The sequence below is a fragment of the Pectobacterium wasabiae CFBP 3304 genome (assembly GCF_001742185.1).
Taxonomy (GTDB): Bacteria; Pseudomonadota; Gammaproteobacteria; order Enterobacterales; family Enterobacteriaceae; genus Pectobacterium; species Pectobacterium wasabiae.
The window spans coordinates 3,932,557-3,954,551 of the sequence record NZ_CP015750.1 but is presented as its reverse complement, the minus strand read 5'-3'; the positions used below and the strand labels follow the sequence as shown (position 1 = coordinate 3,954,551).

At 54.6% G+C, this 21,995-nt stretch carries 28 protein-coding genes and 2 pseudogenes; 26 read left to right on the top strand and 4 right to left on the bottom strand.

What is annotated here, in order from left to right; translation table 11 throughout:
• Positions 1–9 precede the first annotated feature (9 nt).
• A pseudogene (locus tag A7983_RS18015) lies at positions 10–1,019 on the bottom strand (phage portal protein).
• A complete protein-coding gene (locus tag A7983_RS18010) occupies positions 1,016–2,722 on the bottom strand; it encodes a terminase ATPase subunit family protein (RefSeq protein WP_235778025.1) in 1,707 nt (568 codons plus the stop codon). The pseudogene A7983_RS18015 and the gene A7983_RS18010 overlap by 4 nt, the downstream one beginning before the upstream one ends.
• 201 nt (positions 2,723–2,923) lie before the next feature.
• Between A7983_RS18010 and A7983_RS18005 the strand changes: the two genes are divergently transcribed.
• From A7983_RS18005 to A7983_RS17960, 11 genes are all read left to right on the top strand, one after another.
• Positions 2,924–3,772 carry a GPO family capsid scaffolding protein gene (locus A7983_RS18005; protein WP_005967828.1) on the top strand — a complete coding sequence of 283 codons (849 nt, stop codon included), beginning with the start codon at positions 2,924–2,926 and terminating at the stop codon, positions 3,770–3,772.
• 49 nt (positions 3,773–3,821) lie between these two features.
• Positions 3,822–4,937 carry a phage major capsid protein, P2 family gene (locus A7983_RS18000; protein WP_005967826.1) on the top strand — a complete coding sequence of 372 codons (1,116 nt, stop codon included), beginning with the start codon at positions 3,822–3,824 and terminating at the stop codon, positions 4,935–4,937.
• A 3-nt stretch (positions 4,938–4,940) separates the two neighbouring features.
• Complete coding sequence (locus A7983_RS17995) at positions 4,941–5,600, top strand: phage terminase small subunit (RefSeq protein WP_005967825.1); 660 nt, start codon at positions 4,941–4,943, stop codon at positions 5,598–5,600.
• A gap of 92 nt (positions 5,601–5,692) precedes the next feature.
• Positions 5,693–6,196 carry a head completion/stabilization protein gene (locus A7983_RS17990; protein WP_005967823.1) on the top strand — a complete coding sequence of 168 codons (504 nt, stop codon included), beginning with the start codon at positions 5,693–5,695 and terminating at the stop codon, positions 6,194–6,196.
• A complete protein-coding gene (locus tag A7983_RS17985) occupies positions 6,196–6,399 on the top strand; it encodes a tail protein X (RefSeq protein WP_005967821.1) in 204 nt (67 codons plus the stop codon). Before A7983_RS17990 ends, A7983_RS17985 begins: the two co-directional genes overlap by 1 nt.
• Positions 6,390–6,611, top strand: coding sequence for an HP1 family phage holin (locus tag A7983_RS17980; protein ID WP_039477169.1), 222 nt, complete (start codon positions 6,390–6,392; stop codon positions 6,609–6,611). Before A7983_RS17985 ends, A7983_RS17980 begins: the two co-directional genes overlap by 10 nt.
• Positions 6,595–7,104, top strand: coding sequence for a lysozyme (locus tag A7983_RS17975; protein WP_005967817.1), 510 nt, complete (start codon positions 6,595–6,597; stop codon positions 7,102–7,104). Before A7983_RS17980 ends, A7983_RS17975 begins: the two co-directional genes overlap by 17 nt.
• The gene (lysB, locus tag A7983_RS24530) at positions 7,101–7,541 is read left to right on the top strand and encodes an Rz-like lysis system protein LysB (RefSeq protein ID WP_005967815.1); all 441 of its coding nucleotides are present in this window, start codon (positions 7,101–7,103) and stop codon (positions 7,539–7,541) included. Before A7983_RS17975 ends, lysB begins: the two co-directional genes overlap by 4 nt.
• Positions 7,426–7,668 (top strand): Rz1-like lysis system protein LysC, encoded by a 243-nt coding sequence (lysC, locus tag A7983_RS24250; RefSeq protein ID WP_235778017.1) that lies wholly within the window; start codon positions 7,426–7,428, stop codon positions 7,666–7,668. The genes lysB and lysC overlap by 116 nt, the downstream gene beginning before the upstream one ends.
• Positions 7,631–8,086 (top strand): phage tail protein, encoded by a 456-nt coding sequence (locus A7983_RS17965; RefSeq protein ID WP_005967813.1) that lies wholly within the window; start codon positions 7,631–7,633, stop codon positions 8,084–8,086. Before lysC ends, A7983_RS17965 begins: the two co-directional genes overlap by 38 nt.
• On the top strand, positions 8,079–8,528 hold the full coding sequence (locus A7983_RS17960; RefSeq protein WP_005967811.1) for a phage virion morphogenesis protein: 450 nt from the start codon (positions 8,079–8,081) through the stop codon (positions 8,526–8,528). The genes A7983_RS17965 and A7983_RS17960 overlap by 8 nt, the downstream gene beginning before the upstream one ends.
• A gap of 274 nt (positions 8,529–8,802) precedes the next feature.
• On the opposite strand, the gene A7983_RS17955 is transcribed toward A7983_RS17960, so the two are convergent.
• Positions 8,803–9,420 (bottom strand): hypothetical protein, encoded by a 618-nt coding sequence (locus tag A7983_RS17955; RefSeq protein WP_005967809.1) that lies wholly within the window; start codon positions 9,418–9,420, stop codon positions 8,803–8,805.
• 102 nt (positions 9,421–9,522) lie between these two features.
• Between A7983_RS17955 and A7983_RS17950 the strand changes: the two genes are divergently transcribed.
• From A7983_RS17950 to A7983_RS17920, 7 genes are read left to right on the top strand one after another with little or no spacing between them, the layout of a single operon-like run.
• Positions 9,523–10,164, top strand: coding sequence for a phage baseplate assembly protein V (locus A7983_RS17950; RefSeq protein ID WP_005967805.1), 642 nt, complete (start codon positions 9,523–9,525; stop codon positions 10,162–10,164).
• Positions 10,161–10,502: a GPW/gp25 family protein gene (locus A7983_RS17945; RefSeq protein ID WP_005967801.1), complete on the top strand. Its 342-nt coding sequence runs from the start codon at positions 10,161–10,163 to the stop codon at positions 10,500–10,502. The genes A7983_RS17950 and A7983_RS17945 overlap by 4 nt, the downstream gene beginning before the upstream one ends.
• Positions 10,503–10,506: 4 nt before the next feature.
• Entirely contained in the window at positions 10,507–11,415 is a 909-nt protein-coding gene (locus A7983_RS17940) for a baseplate assembly protein (RefSeq protein WP_005967799.1), read from the top strand.
• Positions 11,408–12,019, top strand: coding sequence for a phage tail protein I (locus A7983_RS17935; protein ID WP_005967797.1), 612 nt, complete (start codon positions 11,408–11,410; stop codon positions 12,017–12,019). The genes A7983_RS17940 and A7983_RS17935 overlap by 8 nt, the downstream gene beginning before the upstream one ends.
• Positions 12,016–13,623 (top strand): phage tail protein, encoded by a 1,608-nt coding sequence (locus tag A7983_RS17930; RefSeq protein ID WP_005967795.1) that lies wholly within the window; start codon positions 12,016–12,018, stop codon positions 13,621–13,623. The genes A7983_RS17935 and A7983_RS17930 overlap by 4 nt, the downstream gene beginning before the upstream one ends.
• On the top strand, positions 13,620–13,841 hold the full coding sequence (locus A7983_RS17925) for a hypothetical protein (protein WP_005967794.1): 222 nt from the start codon (positions 13,620–13,622) through the stop codon (positions 13,839–13,841). The genes A7983_RS17930 and A7983_RS17925 overlap by 4 nt, the downstream gene beginning before the upstream one ends.
• On the top strand, positions 13,828–14,040 hold the full coding sequence (locus tag A7983_RS17920; RefSeq protein ID WP_051983880.1) for a tail fiber assembly protein: 213 nt from the start codon (positions 13,828–13,830) through the stop codon (positions 14,038–14,040). The genes A7983_RS17925 and A7983_RS17920 overlap by 14 nt, the downstream gene beginning before the upstream one ends.
• Before the next feature lie 31 nt (positions 14,041–14,071).
• Here A7983_RS17920 and A7983_RS17915 read toward each other — a convergent pair.
• Positions 14,072–14,832: pseudogene (locus A7983_RS17915) on the bottom strand (CatB-related O-acetyltransferase).
• A 220-nt stretch (positions 14,833–15,052) separates the two neighbouring features.
• Between A7983_RS17915 and A7983_RS17910 the strand changes: the two are divergent.
• The 8 genes from A7983_RS17910 to A7983_RS23590 all read left to right on the top strand — a co-directional run bounded on the left by A7983_RS17910 (position 15,053) and on the right by A7983_RS23590 (position 21,945).
• Positions 15,053–16,222, top strand: coding sequence for a phage tail sheath protein (locus A7983_RS17910; protein WP_005967788.1), 1,170 nt, complete (start codon positions 15,053–15,055; stop codon positions 16,220–16,222).
• A 12-nt stretch (positions 16,223–16,234) separates the two neighbouring features.
• Positions 16,235–16,756, top strand: a complete 522-nt coding sequence (locus A7983_RS17905) for a phage major tail tube protein (protein WP_005967786.1) — start codon at positions 16,235–16,237, stop codon at positions 16,754–16,756.
• 67 nt (positions 16,757–16,823) lie between these two features.
• Complete coding sequence (locus A7983_RS17900) at positions 16,824–17,120, top strand: phage tail assembly protein (RefSeq protein WP_005967784.1); 297 nt, start codon at positions 16,824–16,826, stop codon at positions 17,118–17,120.
• Between the two features lie 14 nt (positions 17,121–17,134).
• Positions 17,135–17,254, top strand: a complete 120-nt coding sequence (locus A7983_RS17895) for a GpE family phage tail protein (RefSeq protein ID WP_050512644.1) — start codon at positions 17,135–17,137, stop codon at positions 17,252–17,254.
• Positions 17,247–19,994, top strand: coding sequence for a phage tail tape measure protein (locus A7983_RS17890; protein ID WP_005967783.1), 2,748 nt, complete (start codon positions 17,247–17,249; stop codon positions 19,992–19,994). Before A7983_RS17895 ends, A7983_RS17890 begins: the two co-directional genes overlap by 8 nt.
• Before the next feature lies 1 nt (position 19,995).
• Complete coding sequence (locus tag A7983_RS17885; RefSeq protein WP_005967782.1) at positions 19,996–20,481, top strand: phage tail protein; 486 nt, start codon at positions 19,996–19,998, stop codon at positions 20,479–20,481.
• Between the two features lie 12 nt (positions 20,482–20,493).
• The gene (locus tag A7983_RS17880; RefSeq protein WP_005967781.1) at positions 20,494–21,639 is read left to right on the top strand and encodes a phage late control D family protein; all 1,146 of its coding nucleotides are present in this window, start codon (positions 20,494–20,496) and stop codon (positions 21,637–21,639) included.
• 87 nt (positions 21,640–21,726) lie between these two features.
• Positions 21,727–21,945, top strand: a complete 219-nt coding sequence (locus A7983_RS23590; RefSeq protein ID WP_015841360.1) for a DNA-binding transcriptional regulator — start codon at positions 21,727–21,729, stop codon at positions 21,943–21,945.
• Positions 21,946–21,995 lie beyond the last annotated feature (50 nt).

Genomic DNA, 21,995 nt, shown 5'->3' with positions numbered 1-21,995 from the left:
ATCTCAAAATTAAAACACATATGCGTTAAAGTTTATAATTTCTTCGTTCATCCATTCATTAATCTCTTTCATCCGTTCCTGTAAAGGTACCAACTCGTTCCTGACAAACACCTGACTCGCCTTTTCCACATCCCCAAAACCGCCCGTGTTATTCGGTATAATCCCCATCATCTGCGGCGGCACCCGGTGGGCGCTGAGCAGATCATCACGGCTGGCATTCTTGATGTTAAAGAAGTCGTCTTTGGTTGCCACTTCGCTGAGCGGCACAATCTTGATGCCGTCCGGCTTGCCGTTAGGCGCATAGAAGAACAGGTTCTTAAAATTCCCCAGCCCCTTTGTATTACTCATCGCGGCGCGCAGCTTGTCTACGTCGGTGCCACTTTGTGCCGCATCGGTCACGTACATGATGTAACCTGCATGAGCACCGTTCTGATAATACTTTCGCCGGAACAGCGTCGCCGATTCGTTCAACCATGCCGAATTTAACGAGCTGATATATTCCGGCAGGCCGTACATTTCCTGATTGATATCCGGCTCCAGCAGATGAAACACGCTACCCGGTTCAAAGCGGTGCGGCTCTTTGAATGACTGCACGAACCAGTAAACATCATCCTCTACCCCGCGCCGGGTATATTTGGCCGGGCTGGACTCCAGCCGTAATACCCCCCTACCCTGTTCAGCCGCTTTTCCAGAAACGCATTACCAAATACTAAGTAATCCAGTACAAAGCGGCTAAAGTCTTGCTGACTTAATAGTGGGTGCGGAATAAACGTGCTTACCAGAATGTTACGTTTTACGTAGATGGGTGAGCTGTGGTGTACTGCGGCGCGCAGGCTTTTAGCCAGACCGCTAAAGCTGATCGGCGGTTCAATCCATTTTCCGTTCTGGATACACTCGGCATAGTCCAGAATGTCGCGGCGATCCAGAACGGCGGACGGCTCACCGAAGGTGAATGCCTGCATCGGCTGCGGCTCATTGTCTGACGTTGATGTTGACGGGCGGAACTTACGCTTTTTCATTCGTTAAAATCCAAAATGCTGACAGGGACATGACCGTTAATCGCGGTCAGGGGTTCGTTTAACAGCGCGTGCATGGTTGCCCATGCCACGTCGGCGTGGCTAATTTCCTCGCTGCGGCTGGCTTCATAGGTGGTGCGGTTACCGCTGGCCGTCATGGTTTTATGTATGGCCATAAACGATTGCGTGATGTCGGTGTGGCTGGTGTCGTACTCCAGCCGTCCACTGGTGATCGTGTCTTTTGCCTTGAGCACCATCGCGGTTTTAATTTCCGGTGAGTATTTGATTTCACGCGCTGCCGGAAAGAAGCCGCGCACAAGCTGGTAAACCCCCTGACCGATGCCCGTTGCATCAATGCCGATGTATTCAACAATGTATTTTTCCGTCAGCAGCTTGATAGCGTCGGCCTGTGCGGCAAAATCCATGCCCTTCCACTGGAAGCGCTCAAGGATGCGAAATTTACCACCCGGTGCCTGCGGCGGTGCCAGTACCACACAGCCCGCGCTGTCGCCCGTGTGTGACGGGTCGTAACCAATCCAGACAGGTTTATAGGCAAAAGGGCGCAGCGCGTAGGGGTTAAAATCCTCCCACTCTTCCAGCGCATCGACCATACAGCGCTGCAATTCCTCAAACGGAAACACGGAAGCCTTATCATCGACAAACTCACACATCAGCAGGTTTTGATACTCTGCCGGGCTGTACTCCAGCGTGAGCTGGTCAAGGTCGAACAGGTTGCAGCCCCCGGCTAACGCATCTTCTACCGTCACAATCTGCCGCCACTGGCCGTCACCGCACAGCACGCCGCCGGAAAGGTTGGCATGGCTTAAATCCAGATGGAGGTGATCGGCTTTGTTGCTGCGCCCCTTGTTGAACAGCTCACCCGACCAGAACGGGTAGGCACTGTGCGCCAGACTCGACGGCGTGGAGAAATACGTGGAGCGCCATTTTTTGTGCAATGACATGCCGCTGGCGACTTTGCGCAGTTCCTGAAACTTGGGTATCCAAAAATATTCATCCAGATACAGATTTCCGGTGTAGCTCTGCGCGGTGCGAATGTTTGTACCGAGGAAGAACAGGCGCGCCCCGTTCGGCAGCACCATCGGATCGCCTTTCAGGTCAACATCGACCAATCGGGCAAAATCGATGATGTAGTTTTTAAAGACGTGAGCCTGTGCCTTACTCGCTGACAGGAAAATCTGATTACGCCCGGTAGTCAGCGCATCGATAAGGGCTTCACGCGCAAAATAGAACGTCGCCCCAATCTGGCGCGATTTCAGGATATTGCGGATACGGTGCTGTAGCCCGGCCTGATGCCAGCCGCGCTGGTACTCGAAAATCTCACTCAGGAAAATGTCGTTCAGCTTATCGATGACCGCATCGCTGAACATATTTTTTTCTGGTGCCTTACGTTCACCCTTGTTGCGGTTGCGCACGTTGGGATTGAGATCGGCCTCGTTGCCCGTCTGGCTGTAGCGGTTCACCCGCGCCAGCCGCTCAATCTGACGGCCTAACAGGTCGATTTCTTTGTAGTCATGCCCCTCCTTTTTCGTCTTCATGATGAGCTGGATCAGCCGCGCTTCCAGACTGGCTTCAACACGCGATACCGGGGCGATAGCGTCCCAGCCGTCGCGCTGCTTCCAGCTCTGAACGGTCGGCGTTTTCTGGTTCAGCATTTCCCCAATCTGACGCACCGAAAGCCCTGCCAGTAGAGCAAAGCCGCCTGTCGCCGTGGGTCGCTGATGATGGTGGTATCGATGGCTGTATTCATGACGGCAAGGCTACGTCAGCGCCGACCATTCCCGCCTTAAGTGCCTGTTGTGCCAGCGGTTAGCGAACCGTGATTGATGGCGCGGCATAGTGCCACGCCGGATACTCGCCCCGACTTCCCGCAAACAACGGATGAGAAAATGGCAAAGAAAGTTTCTAAGTGGTTCGGTGTCGAGGGCGACACTTGTGATGGTCGCATCATTGACGCAAACGATATTCAACAGATGGGCGAAGGATTTGATCCGCGTGTCTATGGCTGCCGCATCAACATTGAGCACGTTAAAGGTTTGCTGCCTGACAGCCCGTTTCGCCGCTATGGCGATGTGGTCGAGCTGAAAGCCGAGAAGATTGAGGATGATTCTGTGCTCAACGGCAAGCTGGCGCTGTTTGCCAAAATCGACCCGACAGATGAACTGGTGGCAATGATTAAAGCGCGCCAGAAAATCTATACCTCAATGGAAATTCAACCCAATTTCAGCAACTCAGGGAAAAGCTGTCTGGCCGGTCTGGCGGTCACTGATGACCCGGCCAGCCTCGGCACGGAAATGCTGGAGTTCAGCGCCAAAGCCAAACATAGCCCGCTGGCTATGCGCAAATCTTCCCCGGAAAACCTCTTTTCAGTCGCTACCGAAGTGACGCTGGAGTTTGAAGACCTGCCGGACGTAGAGCCGACGCTGTTAACCCGCGTGAAAGCCTTGTTTGGACGTAAGCAGTCCAGTGATGACGCTCGTTTTAATGATGTGCATGAGGCAGTGGCCGAAGTGGCCGGACAGGTGCAGACCAACGCCGACGGCGTTGAGCAGCGATTTACCCAGCTTGAGCAGCGCCAGCAGCAGGACGTTGCCACCCTGACGCAAAAGCTGAGTGCCAGTGAGCAGAAGTTAAGCGACCTCAAAGCCACGCTGGACGGCACAGAGAGCTTGTCGCAAAAGCGCCGCCCGGCGGCGACAGGTGGCGACGGCGAAGCCTCGTTGCTGACCAACTGCTAACCGGGGCGCTGACCCTCGATACCCTTTTTCGGAAAGAACAGGAAAAACAATGCGTAAAGAAACCCGTTTTAAATTTAATGCCTACATGACCCAGCTTGCCGCACTGAATGGCGTTGAGGTGGAAACGCTGAGCAAGAAATTCAGCGTTGAGCCGTCCGTCACGCAGTCGCTGATGGAAGTGGTGCAGGAATCCAGTGACTTCCTGACCCGCATCAACATCGTGCCGGTTGCCGAGCTGACCGGGGAAAAGATCGGCCTCGGCGTGTCCGGGTCAGTTGCCAGCACCACGGACACCTCAAACGGTGACGAGCGTGAAACCGCCGATTTACTGAGTCTGGAAGCACGCCAGTACAAGTGCGAACAGATGAACTTTGATTTCCATATCCGCTACAACACCCTTGACCTGTGGGCTCGTTTTCAGGATTTCCAGTTGCGTTTGCGTAACGCTATCGCCAAACGTCAGTCGCTGGATTACATCATGGCCGGATGGCACGGCGTGAAGCGTGCCGCGACCTCTGACCGTGCTAAAAATCCGCTCTTGCAGGATGTGGCGGTGGGCTGGTTGCAAAAGTACCGCAATGAATCTGCCAAACGTGTGATGAGTAAAGTCGTGGGCGAAGACGGCGCAGTGATTTCCGAGCAAATCCGCGTCGGTGAGAACGGCGATTATGCCAGCCTCGATGCCCTGGTGATGGATGCGACCAACACCATGATCGACGAATGGCATCAGGAAGACCCGGATTTGGTGGTGATTTGTGGCCGTCAGCTACTGTCCGATAAGTATTTCCCACTGGTCAACAAGCAGCAGGAAAACAGCGAAATACTGGCCGCTGACGTCATCATCAGCCAGAAGCGTATCGGCAACCTGCCTGCCGTGCGCGTGCCGTACTTCCCGGCCAATGCCCTGATGATCACCCGTCTGGATAACCTGTCTATCTACTACATGGACGACAGTCACCGTCGCCATATTGAAGAAGTCGCCAAACGTGACCGTATCGAAAACTACGAATCCATTAAACAGGATTATATCGTGGAAGATTACGGCTGTGGCTGCGTGATCGAAAACATCCAGCTCGGTAAGTTCCCTGAACCACCTGAAGCGGAAAAAGCCGCAGAGCCTGCCGCGTCAGGTACTGAAACCTCAACCGATAACGCCGGAGCTTAAGCCATGCTAAGCCCCGCCCAGCGTCACATGATGCGAGTGTCGGCTGCCGAGGCGTCGCAGCGGGAGAATGATCCGCTGCGACAGGCCACCGGATACGAGCAAATGCTGTTCCGGCTTGCGGCTGACAAACGCACGTTAAAACAGGTGCGCTCCATCGAGCGTAAAGCCGAAATGAAAAGCGGTCTGTTGCCCAGCTATGCGCCGTGGGTGGCGGGTGTGCTCGCCAACGGGCGCGGCGCACAAGACGCGGTATTGATGACGGTCATGGTGTGGAAGCTCGACGCCGGGGACGTTCCGGGTGCGCTGGAGATTGCCCGTTATGCACTCCAGCACAAGCTGGTGATGCCGGAGGGGTACACCCGGCCGACGCCGTACCTGTTAGCCGAAGAAGTGGCCGACGCGGCGACCCGCGCCCATACCGCCGGGCAGGCGGTCAACATTGACCTGCTGATCGACACACTGACGCTCACCGACGCCGAAGACATGCCCGACCAGGTGCGCGCCAAGCTGCACAAAATCATCGGCCTGATCTTGCGCAGCGGCAAGCCGGAGCACGCCCTGTTTCACCTGAAACGCGCCTTTCAGCTTGATAGCCGAAGCGGTGTGAAAAAAGACATAGAGCGGCTGGAAACCGCGCTGCGCAAAGCAGCGGCCAGCAGTTAACCCAACGCGCCCCGCGCCGGGCGGCACACAGGCCGGTAACGGTTATCCGTTTTCTGAGCCAGTGTCCACCGCCCACCTATTCTGAGGTTGTCATGACGACAATGATTTTCCCCGCGAAAGCGGAGCCACGCCCGGATGCGGTGGTTATTCCTGTGCCTACGCAACAGGATGCCGTAATCAAAAACACCTTTTTCTGGCCTGATGTAGAGCCGGGAACCCTGCGCACGCTGATGCGCCTTGAGAACACCGTCACGCCGGAGCGTCTGCGCCATGCGGCGTTAACCGCCATTGCCGAGGTCAATGCCGAGCTGTTCGAGTACCGAAAGGCGCAATGGGCTGCAGGGTTTACCACGCTGGCAGACGTTCCCGCCGAGCAGCTCGACGGCCAGAGCGAAAAACATCATCACTACCTGCGTGCGGTCAGCTCTATCACCACGGCGACGCTGTACGAGCGTTACCGGGGCTATGACGCCAGCGCCAAAGGTGACCGCAAAGCCGACGCGCTCGACGGCACGATTGATGAACTGTGGCGCGATGCGCGCTGGGCTATCAGTCAGTTGCAGGATGCGCCCCGCTGCATCATCGGGCATATCTGATGAACGTTATCGCACAGCAGGGCGACACGCTGGACGCCCTCTGTTATCGCCATTATGGACGCACGCAGGGTGCCGTTGAGGCGGTGTTAGCGGCTAATCCGGGGTTGGCTGAATTCGGGGCAATTTTGCCCCACGGCACAGCCGTTACGCTGCCGGATATTGCCGCCGCCCCTGTCGCAGAAACGGTGAGTTTATGGGATTAAATATGGAAAAAATCACGTCGTTTATCGCGTACTGGATAAGCGTCGCGTTGGCCTTTTTCGGCGCGATGACGCCACAGGATTTTGCAGCCTATTTCGGGGCGCTGGGGGTGGTGTTCACCGTTGGCGTTAACTGGTACTACCGCCGCAAAAGCTACCAATTATTGAAAACTATCGATAATCCCCGCGAGGTTATCCATGAAATCACTCGTTAAGCGTTGCGTTATTGCCACGGTGTTAGTGCTGGCCGTGCTGGTGCCGGATTTTTCTTTGCTGAAAACGTCACAAGAGGGGCTGGCACTGATAGCGGATCTTGAGGGATGCCGCTTAAGTCCGTACCAGTGCAGCGCGAACGTGTGGACAAACGGAATAGGACACACCGCAGGCGTGGTGCCGGGAAAAAACATCACTGAGCGTGAAGCGGCGGTCAATCTGGTTGCCGATGTGTTGCGGGTAGAAAAGGCGCTGGCACGCTGTATGGCCGTTGATATGCCACAGGCCGTCTACGACGCCATCGTGAGCTTTGCGTTTAATGTCGGCGTCGGTGCGGCATGCCGCTCTACACTGGCGTTTTTTATCAACAAAGGCCAGTGGCGCAACGCCTGTGATCAGCTCTTGCGCTGGGTGTATGTCAACGGCGAGGTATCACGCGGCATTGAAACCCGTCGCCAGCGTGAGCGCGCCGTTTGTCTTCAGGGGGCAGCATGAGATTCGATCGCATATTTCTTGTTGTTGCCGCGCTGTTGGTCATTGTCCTAATGGTGACGACAGGGCAACTGTCCGAAGCGGAAAAGACCATTGACGAGCAGAAAGACAGACTGAATAAGCAGTCGCTTGAACTGCGGGTCAGGGATGGGGTGATCGATGCGTTGCAGGACACCGCCCGGCGTAATGAACAAGCACAGGCGGCACTGCGCACGAAATTGTCACAGGCCGGGCAACTGGCCGCGTCCCGTGATAACAAAATCATGAGGTTACTCAATGAAAATGCCGATCTGCGCCGCTGGTATGGCACTGCTTTGCCTGACGATGTTAAGCGGCTGCACCGCCGCCCCGCTTTTGACACCCCCGACGCTTATTTACGTTGGCTGTCCGAAGGTAACGAGCTGCCCGATACCGGGCAGCAGCCCGGAAACCAACGGTGATTTAAGCGCCGATACTCGCCAACTGGAAGGCGCACTGGTGAGCTGTGCGCTACAGGTAGAAACCATCAAACACTGTCAGGAACAACACGATGCTGAAACCCAACAGCCTGCGCCGCGCCCTGAGTGACGCGGTGCCGGTACTGAAAAATAATCCCGACATGCTACATGTATTTATCGACAGCGGCGCGGTGGTGTCCACGCTGGCCGCGTCGCTGTCGTTTGAGAATCAGTACACGCTGAATCTGGTTATCACGGATTTTACTGACGATATCGACTGGTTATTAGTGCCGATTCAGGCGTGGTTACGAGAAAATCAGCCGGATATCATTCATGACAGCAAAGGCTTTACCTACATCGCTGACATTAACGATAACGGTAGCTGTGATATCAGCATCAGCCTGAAACTCACCGAGCGGGTGATCGTCAAAGAGGTAGACAAGGCATTGCACGTTACCCACGCGCCAGAGCCGCCGTTACCTGTTCCCGTCGAACGCCCGGTATCGCTGTACCTCAGCGGTGAGTTAGTGAGTACGTGGCATGAATGAGCTGAAACCGTTTGACGACAAACTGGCCGCGCTGATCGCCAGCCTGTCGGCGTCTGGCCGTCGAAAGCTGGCCGGAACGGTGGCAAAAGCTCTGCGCGGTAGCCAGCAACAGCACATCAAGGCGCAGACTGCCCCGGACGGCACGGCCTATGCCCCGCGTAAAGCCCAGCCGATTAAAGGAAAAAAAGGCCGGGTGAAGCGCCAGATGTTCCAGAAGCTGCGCACGGCAAAATACCTGAAAGCCAAAGGCACGGCCGATGCGGCCAGCGTGGAATTTATCGGGCGAGTGCAGCGCATGGCGCGGGTACATCACTACGGCCTGCGTGATCGCCCTAGCCGCAATGGCGACGATGTGCAGTATGAGGCAAGGCCGCTGCTGGGATTTAGCGATCGGGAGATAAAAGAAGTTGAGGGATTACTGATAAAATATTTAAGTAGATAAAATAAACCCCGCTTAGTAGCGGGGCGAACATGAGTATTAAAAATGATGCTTCAGACCATTCGTAGTGTTATTTTTATATTACACCCCTGTATTCACCATAAAAAAACTAATCAGAACCCCTATTATTAGGTCTTCTAGTATTTCCTCGATTAGTATCACTTGGAATGCTAGCGCCAGTTCCATTATCTTTAACAGACCTTTCAGGAGGAGGTGGTGGTGACAGCGGTGGTGGTGGCGGAGTTCTTCTATCATTTACACACATATATCCCTCTCTTTAAATTAATTTCGAGTTGGTTATTACTATAATCTCTGTTTTTTTGGATTTTTGTGATGAGGATAAATCCAAGTCAAATCCAATAAAAACAACCGCAGAAAATAAAAGTGGAATTAGAGACAAGAAAAAATAATATACAGACTGATGGATCTGAGATGAGCGCCACTCATTAATTAACATGTTATGTGATGAGCAACGCTGAAGCCTTTCAAAAATAAAATTATCTAACCCATCCTCAGGGTTGATTATTTTTTGTTTATTGTAAGCATACATCGCATTATACTCTTCCAATTTCACCTTATGTTCTTTGAGGTTTTCGAGATGCCTTGATATTTCCTCCGGAGTCGATATTACCTTAAATTCATTTCCCCAAAACGCCCTTTTCAAATAGAAAATTGACACCGCCATTACAATACAACAAATCACAGATAAAATAAGCGCAGCTATTGCAAGAGCCCCGCCAGAATAATCGATATTTCTGATTATATATATCGCACTCGTCACTATAAAAACATAAAAAGCAAAAACAATTTGGATTCTTACATAAAGTTTTTCCCTTAACTCAGCTTCATGAAAGTATATTTTCTCATAAAATTTCAACAAGTCAGTTCGAGTCATAGCGTGAAAATATCCTGAATCGTCTAATTGGTTTTATTTGTGCCAGAAGTCACACATCGTAAATCTATTGTTGTTATTTCTCAACACAATCATTCTATCTGTATGAAAACTCAAGCTACCCTTACTGAAATCCAGCGCTTACTGCGCAATCTGATCCGTGTCGGCGTCGTGACCCACGTCAACACGAAAGATGCCCTGTGCCGGGTGCAAACCGGAGACATGACCACCGACTGGTTGAACTGGTTAACCCGACGCGCCGGACGCTCCCGTGACTGGTGGGCACCGTCCATTGGTGAGCAGGTGCTGATCCTGTCCATCGGCGGCGAACTGGACACCGCCTTTGTCTTGCCGGGCATCTATTCCGATGCCAATCCTGCGCCGTCAGCGTCTGCCGATGCGTATCACGTCAGTTTTCCCGACGGTGCGGTGATCGAGTACGAACCCGCTACCGGGGCGCTGACCGTCAACGGGATTAAAACTGCCGATATCACCGCATCTGAATCCCTCATTGCCACCGTACCGCTGGTCACCGTGAGGGCGTCAACCCGCATCACGCTGGACACGCCCGAAGTGGTCTGCACCAACAAGTTGATCACCGGAACGCTGGAAGTACAAAAAGGCGGCACGATGCGCGGCACCGTTCAACATAGCGGCGGTGCGTTTACCTCAAACGGCGTACAGGTGGATAACCACGGACACGGCGGCATCATGCCGGGCAGCGGCTGGACGGTAGGAACAAAATGACAACCTATTCCGGCATGAGTCGTGACAACGGCCAGACCCTCGGCGACCTTGAGCACATTCGCCAGAGCGTGCGCGATATTCTCATCACGCCCGTCGGGTCGCGGGTAATGCGTCGTGATTACGGTTCGCTGCTGTCGGTGTTGATCGACCAGCCACAAAATCCCGCTGTGAAATTGCAGGTAATGGCGGCGTGTTATATGGCGCTGCTGCGCTGGGAGCCGCGTATCACGCTGACAGGCATCAACCTGTCGAGCACCTTTGACGGTCGCCTGACCGTCGATATTACGGGCGTGCTGGCTGACAGTAACGCCGTTTCCCTTTCTGTCCCTGTGAGCTGACACCATGGCAATGATTGATTTGAGCCAGCTTCCCGCGCCTGCCGTGGTGGAAGAGCTGGATTACGAGACAATTTACACCGAGCGCAAAGCCATGCTGCTGTCGCTCTACCCGGAAGACCAGCGCGCCGCCGTCGCCCGCACGCTGACGCTGGAATCAGAGCCGCTCGTCAAGCTGTTACAGGAAAATGCCTATCGTGAACTCTTGTGGCGGCAGCGCGTCAATGAAGCAGCACGCGCCGTGATGGTGGCGTTTGCGCAGGGTGGCGACCTCGACCAGCTCGGCGCAAATTTCAGCGTGTCACGTTTGGTCATTACCCCGGCTGACAATTCAACGTTGCCGCCCACGCCTGCCCTGATGGAGTCTGACAGCGATTCTCGCCTGCGCATTCAACAGTCATTTGAGGGCTTGAGCGTCGCCGGGTCAGTCGGGGCTTACCAATACCACGGACGCAGCGCCGACGGGCGTGTGGCCGATGTGTCGGTTATCAGCCCCAGTCCGGCCAGCGTCACGGTGTCGGTACTGTCACGCGAGGGCAACGGCAGCGCAAGCCAAGAGTTGGTCGCCATCGTGGCCGCTGCGCTGAACGGTGAAGACGTGCGCCCGGTAGCTGATCGGGTCACGGTGCAATCTGCTGTGATTGTTGCGTATGAGATTGACGCCACGCTGTACCTGTATCCGGGACCGGAAAAAGAGCCTGTTCGCGCCGCTGCCGAGCAGAAGTTGAAAGCCTATGTCAGTGCGCAGCACCGATTGGGGCGGGATATTCGTCGCTCGGCGATTTACGCTGCGCTGCACGTCGAGGGCGTGCAACGGGTCGAGCTGACGACACCCGCCGCTGATATCGTGCTGACCGATGCGCAGGCGTCCTACTGTTCCGGCTATCGGCTGGGTGTGGGCGGTGCCGATGAGTGATAACCGCCTGCTGCCTGTCGGGTCGTCTGTGCTGGAAGTTGTCGCCGCGAAAGCCTGCGCCGAAATTACCCGCGTACCGGTTCCCCTGCGCCTGCTGTGGAACCCGGACACCTGCCCGGCACACCTGCTGCCGTATCTGGCGTGGGCGTTCTCCGTTGACCGCTGGGATGAGGCATGGCCGGAGAGTGTGAAACGGCAGGTTATCCGTGATGCGTTCTTTATCCATCGCCACAAAGGCACGATTGGTGCGCTGCGTCGTGTCGTTGAGCCGTTTGGTTATCTGATCCGTATCAGCGAATGGTTTCAGAACGGCGGAGAGCCAGGCACGTTTCGCCTGGACATCGGCGTGCAGGATAGCGGTATCACAGAAGAAACCTTTTACGAGCTGGAGCGGCTGATTGCCGACGCCAAACCCGCCTCGCGGCACCTGCTGGGGCTAAATATCAACCTCGACACACAGGGCGCGGCCTATGTTGCCGCTACCGTTTACGGCGGCGATGACCTGACGGTATACCCCTATTTTCCTGAAAGCATCACGGTGTCCGGTCTGGATGTGACCGGAGCAGCACTTCATTTAATCGACAACATGAGCGTAACCGCATGAGCGCAACCTATTTTGCCCTGTTAACGAACATCGGCGCGGCCAAGTTGGCTAACGCCACCACGCTGGGAAGCAGCCTGAACATCACCCGCATGGCTGTCGGTGATGGTGGCGGTTCACTACCCGTTCCCAATCCGGCACAAACTACGCTGATCAACGAAAAACGCCGGGCGGCACTGAATACGCTAAGCGTTGACCCGAAAAACCCCAGCCAGATTATCGCCGAGCAGGTCATTCCCGAAAATGAAGGCGGCTTCTGGATACGTGAGATCGGATTGTTTGACGACGACGGCAATCTGATTGCTGTCGCCAACTGCCCGGAGACGTACAAGCCGCAATTGCAGGAAGGCAGCGGACGTATTCAGACCGTGCGCATGATCCTGATTGTCAGCAGCACCGACGCCGTGACGCTGAAAATTGACCCAGCGGTGGTGCTGGCCACGCGGGGCTATGTGGATGAGGTGATCGAGGCACACGAAAAAAGCCGCCAACATCCAGACGGGACGCTGACAGTAAAGGGGTTTGTGCAACTGAGCAGCGCGACAAACAGCGACAGCGAGGTGTTGGCCGCAACCCCGAAAGCGGTGAAAGCTGCGGTGGATAATGCCAATGGGCGCGTGCCGTCTGGCCGCAAGGTTAACGGTAAGGCGCTGACCGCTGACATTACGCTGGGTGCCGGAGATGTGGGAGCCTATACCAAACTCGAAACCGATACCGCCGTGTCTGTTGTCGCGGTTACCGCTAACAATGCCGCCGCCGCTGCCGCTAGCGCGAATACCAACGCCAATGGCCGTGTGCCGTCCGGGCGCACTGTCAATGGCAAGGCGCTATCTGCTGATATTACGCTGAGTGCGGGGGAAGTGGGCGCGTATACCAAAGCCGAAACGGATACCCGCGTCGCCGCAGCGACCACCGCAGCCAATAATGCCGCCACCGCAGCGACTAACGCCAACACGAACGCCAGTGGCCGCGTACCATCAGGGCGCGCCGTTAACGGTAAAGCGCTGTCGGCAGATATCGTGCTGGGTGCGGGGGATGTCGGTGCCTATACTAAAGCCGAGACCGATACCCGCGTTGCCGCTGCAACAACTGCCGCGAACAATGCCGCCACCGCAGCGGCTAACGCCAATACGAATGCCAATGGCCGCGTGCCGTCTGGCCGTACTGTCAACGGTAAAGCGCTAACGGCAGATATTACGCTGGGTGCTGCCGATGTCGGGGCTTATACCAAGGCTGAAGCAGATAGCAAAGTTTCAGTGGCTTTATCAGGGAAACAAAACTGTACTGCGTGGGTTAACTTTGGTGGCGTTAATTCAGCCACTATTCGTGACTCATACAACGTGAGCTCTGTTGTTCGTGAGTCTACAGGGATATATACAATAAATTTTGCCACTCCTATGAAAAATAACAACTATGCCGTGTTATGCGGTATCGGTGATGGTGCCTATACCGGGAATGGGGGAGCAGCAATATTGAATAACAGTAATAGTGGGCTGGGTGATGCTACAAAAAAAGATATCAACAGTGTAAGAGTTATTGTGCGTGGTGGAAATGGGACATTTGATACAACGCAGTGCTCAATCGCTATTTTTGGAGGAGCATCATGATAAGAGTTATTTACCAAGGTGATGATGGTGTAGCAATTCTCGATCCCAATACCGGTTTTGGATTGAGTGCTACAGACATTGGGAAAAAAGATGTACCTGTCGGAGTACCATTCTGGGTGATGGATATCAGCGCTTTTATGGATAGCCCCGTCGAATCATGGGAAATTGACACTACCGTTGCGCCTTCCGGCATTGGGGGAACATATGATCAAGATTAATGCAGAAAAACATCGGCAGTTTCTTGCCGGGCAGGTGCGTAAACAACGCGATGAACGTTTAAGTTCCTCTGATGGAAAGATGGCGACGGATTCACCATTTGATAAGGCCGCATGGTCAACTTATCGACAAAATTTGCGCAATATTACAGAGCAAGAAGGATTTCCTGAAAAAATAATATGGCCTATTGAACCGCGGTGATGATATGGCTCTCAAGTGAGAGCCATATTTTTTAACAAAGTGATTTGAATATTTCAGAGAGGTTTATTTTTTTATATTCGTGTGGTTTTATTTCATTACTACCAACGCTTGTTTCAATTGCTTTTATAAACTCACCTATACTCTTTTCATGCGCTGGGATATCTGACGGTTTATAGTTCCACCATTCAAGTTCCAAGAGCTTATGAATGATGTCATTTTCAAACCTAAAACGGATGATTTTGGCTGGAATGCCAGCAACGACAGCATAGGGAGGGACATCTTTTGTCACGATAGAGTTAGCACCGATAACCGCGCCATGCCCGATGGTAATGCCTCCTTTTAAAACCACATTTCCACCAATCCATACATCGTGGCCGATAATGGGCAAAGGCAACTTATCGTCAAATTCTTCACATCCCTTTATGCCAGATTTAATCACAAAATCATTATCATAGGTCATAGGGTGTGTTGTAAATCGATTCATGGGGTGGCTAACCCCCATAATGGAAACCCCCTGAGCAATGCTGCAAAACCTTCCTACTTTCAGTTCCGGTGGTAAATAACCCACTGCGTAGGAAAAGGTTCCCATTGAACAGAAGCCTTTCGCTGGCATAGTCGAAAAGGGTTCAACCCAAACATCACAAAACATATTGATTTTTTTCCCTTTTCAAACCGAAAAAGGTTGCGGGTTTTATATACACCTTTTGTCACCATGACATGCTGAAGAAAAATATTTTCAGAGATACAAAAATCTTCATGGCACTTTGTCCATCTGAATTGAAAAGGATACATTAAATTCCCTCAAGAAATCGTAAACAACCGAAATATATAGTAATAATTCCATCAGGATATAGTTATGTCATTTTTTTTCCTATCATTTTTTGTGGTTATGGGGAGCCGAAAGTCAAATAAATAGCTTCCTGTTGTCCCAGCGCTAGCCAAACAGCAACAAGATGCGCCCTCATTGCTTACACAACACAATAACCCTGCCTATTTCACTGGAGTGAGCCTGATGAGTGATTTTCACCACGGCGTGCAGGTCGTCGAAGTCAACGACGGCACGCGCGTTATTTCCACCGTTTCCACCGCGATTATCGGCATGGTGTGTACCGCGCCTGATGCCGACGCGGCTACCTTTCCGCTCAATACCCCGGTACTGATTACCAATGTGTTGTCTGCCGCTGGCAAGGCCGGGAAAAAAGGCACGCTGGCCGCTGCCCTGTTAGCCATCGCCGATCAGTCAAAGCCCGTCACCATTGTGGTGCGAGTGGCCGAGGGCAAAGACGAGGCCGAAACCATCAGCAATGTGATCGGCGGCAGTGACGAAAACGGCAAATATACCGGGATGAAAGCCCTGTTAGATGCCATGTCGGTAACGGGCGTGAAGCCGCGCATTCTCGGTGCGCCGGGACTGGACTCGTTACCCGTTGCCACCGCGTTAGCCTCCATCTGTCAGTCGCTGCGTGCATTCGGTTACGTCAGCGCATGGGGCTGCAAAACCCTGTCGGATGCCATCAACTACCGTGAGAATTTCAACCAACGCGAACTGATGGTGATCTGGCCGGACTTTATCGCGTGGGACACCACGGCCAACGCCAGCACCACGGCGTATGCGACCGCACGCGCTTTGGGGTTGCGTGCCAAAATCGACCAGGATACAGGCTGGCATAAAACCCTGTCTAACGTCGGCGTGAACGGCGTGACGGGCATCAGCGCGTCGGTGTATTGGGATTTACAAGCACCGGGAACGGATGCGGATCTGCTGAATCAGGCAGGCGTCACCACGCTGGTTCGTAAAGACGGCTTCCGCTTCTGGGGTAACCGTACCTGTTCTGACGATCCGCTGTTCCTGTTTGAGAACTACACCCGCACCGCGCAGGTGCTGGCCGATACCATAGCCGAGGCGCACATGTGGGCAGTCGACAAGCCCGTTACGCCAACGCTTATCAAAGACATTATCGATGGTATCAAAGCCAAGTTCCGCGAGCTGAAAACGGGCGGCTACATTATTGATGCCGATTGCTGGTTCGATGAAACCGCGAACGATAAAGACACGCTCAAAGCGGGGAAACTGTATATCGATTACGACTATACCCCCGTTCCCCCTCTGGAAAATCTCACCCTGCGCCAGCGCATCACCGATAAATATCTGGTGAATATGGCCGCGTCGGTCAATAGCTAAGGAGCTAGCGCTATGGCACTGCCTCGCAAACTGAAAATGATGAACCTGTTTAATGCCGGTATGAGCTACATGGGCGTAGCGACTGCCGTTACCTTGCCCAAGCTCACGCGCAAGCTGGAGAACTATCGCGGCGCTGGAATGCCCGGCAGCGCGCCGATTGATTTTGGTCTGGATGATGACGCGCTGGCGATGGAGTTTACGCTGGACGGCTTTGCTGACGAAACCCTGTGGAGCCAGTACGCCGCACCGGGCATTGATGCGGTGCTGCTGCGTTTCAGTGGGGCGTACCAGCGTGACGATACCGGGGAAGTTGCCGCTGTTGAAGTGGTGATGCGCGGCCGTCATAAGGAGATCGACGGCGGCGAAAGCAAAGAAGGTGAAGATACCGAAACCAAGATTTCCACCCAATGCACCTATTACAAGTTGACCATTGACGGCAAAGAGATGATCGAGATTGACACCATCAACATGATTGAACGTGTTATGGGCGTTGATCGTCTGGAGCAGCACCGCCGGGCAATTGGTCTGGTGTAACCCTGTCTGGTCAGCCCCGTGCTGGCCGTCTTCTTTCTATTTTTTATCTGAACACAGAGGCAACATCATGAACAAAGACGACAACGTTGTAACGCTGGAAACCCCCATCAAACGCGGCGACACCCTGATCGAGACGGTCACCCTGATTAAACCTACCGCCGGAACGCTGCGCGGCGTCAGTCTGGCGGCGCTGGCGGGGTCTGACGTAGACGCCATGATTAAAGTGCTGCCGCGTATGACCCTCCCCGCGCTGACCGAAGCAGAAATCACCCGCATGGAGCTGCCGGATATGATTGCCATCGCGGGCAAGGTGATCGGTTTTTTGACGCCGAAATCGCAACAGGAAACCTACCCCGAAGCCTGACAGTAGATGAACTGATGGCGGATATCGCCGTGATTTTTCACTGGCCGCCATCAGAGCTGTACCCGATGAGCCTCACCGAGTTGATCCTGTGGCGCGATAAAGCGCTCAAACGTAGCGGACATGCCAATGAGTAACAGTCTACAACTCAGCGTATTGTTGCGCGCCGTCGATCAGGCGACGCGCCCGTTTCGTGCCGTGCAAAATGCGGCGCGAACACTTTCGGGTGAAATTCAGGGTTCACAAACGCAGTTGAAAACGCTGGAAGCACAGGCCAAGCGCATTGAGGGATTCAGAAAAACCAGCGCCCAACTGGCAAGCACAGGCCGGGCGCTGGAAAAAGCCAAGGCCGACGCTGCTGCACTGGCGGTGGCGTTTCGCAATACCGCTAACCCCACTCGCGCCCAAACCAAGGCACTGGAAGAGGCACGCCAAAAAGCGGCTGAATTACAGACCCAGCAAAACCGCCTGCGGCTGTCCGTGCAGAACCAGCGCAGCGCACTGCGTGCCGCCGGCATCGATACGCGTAATCTGTCTGCCGCAGAGCGCCAGCTTAGAACGAATATCGCTGGCGCTACGGACACGTTGAACCGACAGCGGGCAGCGCTGGCGCGTGTGAGTCAGCAACAGGAAAAGCTGAACGCGGTCAACAAGCGTTATGAGCAAGGCAAAGCCATCACCGCCGGGGTACGTAATACCGGGGCGGCAGCATTTGGCCTCGGTTCAGCGGCACTGTATGCCGAAAGCCGCCTGATTGCGCCCAGCGTTGAAGCCGATGGACACGGTGCGCGTATCGCTGCGCAGACGGGCGGCAATGCCGCCGACGGCAAACAGTACACCCGCATCATTAAAGAGGTTAACGCCTCTGGCGTGAGTAACGATCTTACCCAGATAGCGGACGCGGTGGCCGCTGTGCGTAGCACATTGGGAACGCTGGGCGATGTGGGGGAAACCGAGCTGACGCGGATATCGCGTAAAGCGCTGGACATGCAGGCGGCGCTCGGCGGCGAGGCAACCGAGAGTATCCAGATTGCGGCGATCATGATGAAAAACGGCCTCGCTAAAAACAGCGACGAGGCGTTTGATTTAATGGTATCCGGGATGCAGCGGGTGTCCGCTCAGATGCCCGGTGAACTGCCGGAAATCCTGCACGAGTATTCGACACACTTCCGCAACATGGGATTCAGCGGATCGGAAGCGATGACACTGTTAGTGGAGATGGCGCAGCAAGGCAAGTTTGCGCTGGACAAGACAGGCGACGCGGTGAAGGAGTTCAGCATTCGCGGGTCGGACATGTCAAAGGCCAGCATTGAAGCCTATGACGCCGCCGGACTCAATGCCGCCAAAATGTCTACCGCTATCGCCAGCGGCGGCGATAAGGCACGGGTAGCGATGCAGAAAACCGCAACCGGGCTGCTGAAAATCAAAGACCCGGCAGAGCGTGCCAATGCGGCCATCGCGCTGTTTGGTACGCCGATTGAAGACCTGTCGATTGACCAGATACCGAAATTTTTGACCGCGCTGGCCGGAACCGAAAATAAGCTGGGGGATGTGTCCGGAGCGGCTGACCGCATGGGCGATACCCTACGCGATAACCTCGAAGGCGATATCGGACGGCTGCGCGGGGCGATGGCCAGCCTGCGCTTTAACCTGTTCAATGACGACGACGGCATACTACGTAAACTCACGCAAAGCGCCACCGCCTGGCTGAACCGGGTTAATGAATGGGTGAAAGCCAACCCCGAATTAGCGCACCAGATTGTGATGGTGGCTGGCGCGGCAACGGCATTGATTACGGTGCTGGGCGGGATCGGGCTGGTTGCATGGCCTGTCATGGGGGGGATTAATGCCTTGGTCGCTGGGGCGGGGTTTCTGAGTGCCGGATTCGGGGCGCTCGGTAACCCGTTGACGGTTATCCGGGGTGCCATGTCGGGTTTTGGCCGGGTGCTGATGTGGCTGTTTACGTCACCGCTGGCACTGTTGCGCACCGGGTTCATGTTTATTGGCAGCGCGTTAGGCGTCCTACTGTCCCCGGTTGGGCTGGTTGTCGCGGCCATTGTCGGCGGTGCGCTGCTTATCTGGAAGTATTGGGAACCCATCAAGGCGTTTATCGGTGGTGTGGTTGAGGGATTTGTTGCGGCCAGTGCGCCTATCATCGCCGCATTCGAGCCGTTACAGCCTGTCTTTACGTGGATAGGCGACAAAATAAAGGCGTTGTTTGGCTGGTTCGGTGACCTTCTGACGCCGGTCAAATCCACTGCCGCAGAGCTGGACGGCGCGGCCAATATGGGGAAACGGTTCGGAGAGATGCTGGCTAATGGGCTGGATATCGCAACGATACCGATGAAATCATTGATATCCGGCGTGTCGTGGCTGCTGGAAAAACTGGGGCTAGTTGATGAGAAATCAAAGAAGCTTCCGACTGCTGAAAATATCATGCCGCCGAAGGAAGCCGCCGCGTTACAAGCTGGCGTCAGTAACGCACCAACCCCACAGGGCAACGACGCAAAGGCGATTGAAGCCCGCTACAGCGGTGTACGTGACAACGGCGGCGGGATCAAGCTGGGAGAGTTTGCCGTCGTCGGCGAACATGGCCCGGAAATCGTTGAAGGGCCAGTCAATGTCACCAGCCGCCGTCACACCGCCGCGATGGCGTCTGCTGCCATGAACATGTCAGCCTATCGCCCGATAGCGCCGCCAGTTCAGGCCAGTACGGCATCGTCGCCCATCAGCATTCACGCGCCGATTAGCATTGTTGCCCAGCCCGGCCAGAGTGCGCAGGACATCGCGCAAGAAGTCACACGCCAGCTTGAACAGCGAGAACGGGCGGCACGGTCACGCGCATTCAGTCAATACAGTTATCAGGGAGGTGAATAAGATGATGCTCACGTTAGGGCTGTTTGTTTTCCAGCTCCAGACCCTGCCGTATCAGAATATGCAGCGCAATGTGGAATACCGCTGGCCGTCAAACAACCGCGTCGGCCAGCGCCCGGCGTTTCAATTTCTCGGCGTTGAAGAGGAAAAAATCACGCTATCGGGGGCGTTGCTGCCGGAAATCACTGGCGGCACGCTGTCATTGCTGATGCTGGAAACGATGGCCGATCAGGGGCGTGCATGGCCGCTGATTGAGGGGAGCGGCACGATTTACGGGGTATTTGTGGTGAACAGTATCAGCCAGACGAAAACCGAATTTTTCCCCGACGGTCGCGCGCGGCGGATTGAGTTCACCGTCACGCTGACCCGCGTAGACTCGTCACTGTCTGCCGTGCTGGGCGATTTACGCCAGCAGGCCGAGGGCTTGATCGGCAGTGCCGGGGAAATGGCGAATAAGGCGCAAGCGGCTATCGGGGGATTATTCGCATGATTAACCCGGTAAATGTACAGGCAGGCAGTAAAACCGCCCCCCGCGTACCTGCTACGTCTGAATGAGCAGGACATTACGACCGTTATCAGCCCACGCCTGTTATCGCTGAGCCTGACCGATAACCGGGGATTTGAGGCCGACCAACTCGACATCGAGCTGGACGACAGCGACGGACTGTTACAGCTACCCCGCCGGGGCGCGGTGCTGTCGGTATTTTTGGGCTGGGAAGGTGACGCGCTGATCGGTAAGGGTGATTTTACGGTGGATGAAATAGAGCACCGTGGAACGCCAGATACGCTGACCATCCGGGCGCGTAGTGCCGATTTTCGCGGGTCGCTGAACTCGCGGCGTGAGCTGTCGTATCACGACACCACGCTGGGTGCGATTGTTGAACAGGTGGCAAAGCGCAACAATCTTGCGCCGATGCTGGCTGATGGATTCGCGGGGATAAAAATTCCGCACATCGACCAGACGCTGGAAACCGACGCGAAATTTATTACCCGGCTGGCCGAGCGCAACGGGGCGATTGTGGCAATCAAAGCCGGACGTTTGCTGTTTATCCGTCCCGGAACGGGGAAGACGGCCAGCGGCAAGCTCATCCCGCAGCAGATGATTGAACGCAGCGACGGCGATCAGCACAGTTTTAGCCTGGCTGATCGGGGAGCATATACAGGGGTAACCGCAAGCTGGTTGCATACTAAAGAGCCTCAGCCCGAAAAGCCGAAAATGGTGAAGGTAAAGCGTCAGAAAAAAGTGCTGTTGCATCAAGGCGCACAACCACAGAAGCCACACCCTAAAGCGAAAAAGGCCAAGAAGAAGCCAGAAGCCCGCGAGGGGGATTATCTGGTTGGCACGGATGAGAACGTGCTGGCGCTGACCACGGTTTTTGCGACTAAGGCACAGGCCACACGCGCCGCACAAGCAAAGTGGGACAAACTGCAACGTGGTGTCGCGGAGTTCTCTATCACGCTGGCAATGGGGCGCGCTGACCTGTTCCCGGAAACCCCTGTTCAGGTGAGCGGATTCAAACAGGTGATCGACGAACAGCCGTGGACAATTTCAAAAGTGACGCACAGTTTGAGCAATTCAGGCTACGTTACCGCACTGGAACTGGAGGTGCTGCTGTCTGAAGCTGAGTATGGGATAAGTGAGCAGTAATTCATTTTCAAATCATCATTTGAAAAATCGAATAAAGTGATATGATTGACGATATAAACCAGAAAGAACGATAAGGTGATTTACGAAATGATGCATTGCCCACTCTGCCAAAATGCAGCACACGCGAGATCCAGTCGCTACATTACGAACAAGACAAAAGAACGTTATCACCAGTGCCAGAATATCAACTGCGGTTGCACATTCAAATCAATGGAAACCATAGCAGATATTATTATGACGCCGGGCGATGTTAAGCCCGTCCCGCCACATCCTGATCGGTCAAATCAGGGAGCACTCTGGATTTAGGGTGTCCCCTTCCCTCTTCTGCCCACCATACTAAGGTGGGCTTTTCATAT